Source organism: Vibrio sp. 10N.261.52.A1, assembly GCF_002876325.1.
GTDB lineage: Bacteria > Pseudomonadota > Gammaproteobacteria > Enterobacterales > Vibrionaceae > Vibrio > Vibrio chagasii.
In genome coordinates this window covers 1-3,887 of record NZ_MCYD01000978.1, presented here as the reverse complement: position 1 = coordinate 3,887, position 3,887 = coordinate 1, and the positions used below count along the sequence as shown (strand labels likewise).

Annotated in this window: 3 protein-coding genes; all 3 read left to right on the top strand. The window is 46.9% G+C overall.

Features of this window, described 5'->3' with window-relative positions:
* Nucleotides 1-198 precede the first annotated feature (198 nt).
* Nucleotides 199-552, top strand: a complete 354-nt coding sequence (uraH, locus tag BCT81_RS21220) for a hydroxyisourate hydrolase (protein WP_102425733.1) — start codon at nucleotides 199-201, stop codon at nucleotides 550-552.
* Nucleotides 553-796: 244 nt separating this feature from the next.
* A complete protein-coding gene (locus tag BCT81_RS21215) occupies nucleotides 797-2,140 on the top strand; it encodes an NCS2 family permease (RefSeq protein WP_102425732.1) in 1,344 nt (447 codons plus the stop codon).
* A 224-nt stretch (nucleotides 2,141-2,364) separates the two neighbouring features.
* A complete protein-coding gene (locus BCT81_RS21210) occupies nucleotides 2,365-3,816 on the top strand; it encodes a nucleobase:cation symporter-2 family protein (protein WP_102425731.1) in 1,452 nt (483 codons plus the stop codon).
* Nucleotides 3,817-3,887 lie beyond the last annotated feature (71 nt).

The following is a 3,887-nucleotide window of genomic DNA, read 5'->3' as shown; positions in this document are numbered from 1 at the left end:
AATAATGAATATTCAACATCTATAAATTTAGATAAAAAGACACATTAGTTAACATTTTTCCAACAATTCGCTTTACTAATTGTGTACAGTTCGTACATAGTTAGTGCTAACAAAGTGACCAATTGCTCTCTTTTGCAAGGTCGAAATGGATACATAAACCACGGAACAGAGGAGCGCCAAAAGCGCTATTAAAGGACTATGGGAAGATTAACAACACACGTTTTAGACACCACTCACGGCTTGCCTGGTGCAGAGATCAAGGTAGAGCTTTATAAGGTCAACGAAGACTCCACTGAAAAGCTGGCGACCGTGCTTACTAATTCAGATGGTCGTACCGATGCACCAATTCTGGCTGGGAATGAATTTCGACCGGGGAAATACCAATTGGTGTTCTACGTAGCTGATTACTACAAAAGCAAAGGTGTGAAGCTCGATGGTGTGCCTTTCTTAGACGACGTAGTGATTCGCTTCGGCTTAGATGATCCTGATGCGCATTACCACGTTCCGCTTTTAGTCTCACCATACAGTTTCTCTACTTATCGGGGCAGTTAATCCCTGCGCCTAGATTTTCGATCTAGGCTCAATCACCAAACAATAAACAGATTCATGCGTGCATCTGAAAAGATGCGCGTTCATTAAGCACGCTCATATAAAAATACTAACAACGTTAACAGTTAGAAAATGAGTCGCGAGAAACTCGTTAATAGAGGCTTAGCGCTAGGAAAAACCTTAATACTTCATATTGAAATTTCGCTGTATTCAATAAATGGATCACAACATAAAAGGACTTGCAGACATGAGTGAGAGTAAAACAGAAATACTCAACCAAGATGCGAATAACGGAATTTTAGAGAAATTCTTTAAAATTAAGGCCCACGGAAGCAGTGTGAAAAATGAGTTAGTCGGCGGTGTCACTACCTTCGCGACGATGGCTTACATTATCTTCGTTAACCCCCAAATCATGGCCGCTTCAGGTATGGATGCTGGCGCAGTATTCGTTGCAACCTGTATCGGTGCCGCTATCGGTTGTTTGTTAATGGGCTTATTTGCAAACTGGCCTGTTGGCCTAGCACCGGGCATGGGTCTGAATGCGTTCTTCTCCTTTACGGTTGTGAGTGAGATGGGCTATAGCTGGGAAGTCGCACTGGGTGCGGTGTTTATCTCTGGTATCTTGTTTGTCGGGATGAGTTTCTACAAAGTCCGTCAATGGATCATCGAGAGTATTCCTGAGAGCTTGCGCTATTCCATGACTGCGGGTGTTGGTTTGTTCTTAGGTCTAATTGGCTTGAAAACAGCAGGCATCGTCGTCGAAAACCCGGCAACTTTGGTTTCACTGGGTGACTTCACCAAACCAGAAGCTCTGCTTGCTGCGATTGCATTCTTGATCATTGCGGTTCTGAGTGAGCGTAAAGTGTTTGGTGCGGTACTTATCGGTATTTTAAGCGTCACGCTTATCGGCATGGGGCTAGGCCTAGTACAATACAATGGCTTCTTCGCTGCACCGCCGAGCTTAGCACCTACCTTTATGGCAATGGATATTGCAGGCGCTCTGAACGTATCCATGATCAGCGTTATCTTGGCCTTCCTTTTTGTAAACATGTTCGATACTGCCGGTACGCTAATGGGCGTAGCTGAGCGTGCAAACCTCACTAACCCAGAAACTGGCAAGATTGAAGGCCTGAGCAAAGCGCTCAAAGCCGATAGTATCTCAAGTGTTGCAGGTGCGTGTGTGGGTTGTCCGCCAGTAACCAGTTACGTAGAAAGTGCTGCTGGTGTTGCTGCAGGTGCTCGTACAGGTCTTTCAGCAATCGTAGTTGGCGCTTTGTTCTTAGCGGCGATTTTCCTATCACCGCTTGCAGGCATGATCCCCGCTTACGCAACGTCTGGCGCTCTTATCTATGTAGCATTCGTAATGATGAGCAGCATGCAGCACGTCGATTGGAAAGACTTTACCAATGGTGCTCCAGCTGCGATTACCGCACTGATGATGCCACTAACATTCTCTATCGCTAATGGTATCGCACTGGGTTTCATCACCTACACCGTGCTTAAGCTTGCGACAGGTAAAACGAAAGATGTCTCCATCTCGATGTACTTCCTAGCGGCTATCTTCATCGCCAAGCTGGTGTTCATCGGTTAACCCTATAGTTCCTGAGCAGTCATTTCTTGATTGCTCACAACGTTGCTTGGCTGGTTCGCAAGCCAAGCAACAACATGATTTTTAAGAAAGCTAATTGCATTGATGACGAAAGAGTAGAAACCCTACCGATTCAGTGCACTTTTTTATGACCCTACGCAGTTTGTAGAAGTCATTATTTGACCGCCAATCGCCTGTAAACGGAAACGCAGGCAGAGGAATATCAAATGAAACTTCTGTACACCCTTAATGAAAGACCGCCCCATGGGCTAACCCTTCTACTCGCTTTACAGCACATGCTCGCCTCGATTGGTGGCATCGTCGCTGTCCCTCTTATTGTCGGTGCCTCCATCGGCCTACCCAACACAGAGATCGTTTCACTGATCAATGCGGCGCTATTGGCTTCTGGTATTGTGACTGTCGCGCAATGTCTCGGTTTTGGCCCTGTTGGTATTCGACTGCCTGTTGTAATGGGCTCAAGCTTTGCCTTTTTAGGGGTCGCTATTTCGATCGGTAACGAAGGTGGTGTCGCCGCTATCATGGGCTCGGCGCTTATCGGTTCATTCGTGGTAATCGGTGCCAGCTTCTACATGGACAAGGTTCGCAAGCTGTTCCCGACCGTGGTAAGTGGTGTGGTGGTTACCCTAATCGGTTTAACCATTTTACCGGTTGCCATGAACTGGGTTGGCGATTCTCCTGCCAACACGGAACAATTCGCCACCCTACCTAAACTGTTTCTCGCACTGGTTTCTTTGGGGATCGTGATTGGCGTATCGGTTTACTGTAAAGGCGCGGTTGCGGCCTCCGCTATCGTGATTGGCCTAGCAGGTGGTTACATTGTGGCGCTGTCACTCGGCATGGTCGATCTTGAGCAGATCAGCTCTGCTGCTTGGGTCGGTGGCCCAGAACCATTCAAGTATGGCTTTACGTTTTCTGCTAGTGCCATCATCAGCATGAGCTTGGTGTACATCGTGGTTATCGCTGAAGCAACCGGTGACTTCATGGCGCTTGGCAACAACTGCCAAACCCAAGTATCCGGTAAAGACTTAAAACGTGGTCTTCTAGGCGATGGTCTTGGTAGTACCTTGTCTTCGATTTTAACAGCGATGCCACTAGCGTCATTCAGCCAAAACGTCGGCATTGTTGGTATCACAGGTGTGGCAAGTCGCTATGTTGTAGCTGCAACCGGTGGTTTATTAATTTTAGGTGGTTTATTCCCGAAATTAGCCGCTATTGCCGTCACGATTCCGAAACCCGTATTAGGCGGAGTCGGCTTTGTGATGTTCGGAATGATTGCCTACGCGGGTATCCGCATGTTGATCAAGGCCGCAGACACCAAGCGAAATGCCTTGGTAATCTGTGTAGGTTTGGCATCTGGTTTGGCCGTTACCTTCGAACCAAGATTGCTGCAACACTTGCCACACGATTTAGCGAACTTCCTGCACTCTGGCATTACGACTGGCACCATCATGACGGTTGTTCTTAACCTTGTATTGCCTAAATCTTCACGCGCAGAAGAACAAGAAGCGTTAGCCGAAAGCCAAGCGCAAGTTGAGCTAGAAATGAAAGAACAAGCTGAAGAAGAACTACACTCAAACGAGCAGCTAGAGATTCAACAAACAACAACAGAAACTGACGTTCAAACGGCATCAGATAACCCTGAGCCAAAAACGAACTAACTGATTCTCGAACTAGCGTAAAACCGATTTCCGTAGAATCACGGGCGTAATGAGAACACTGAATGTTTCAT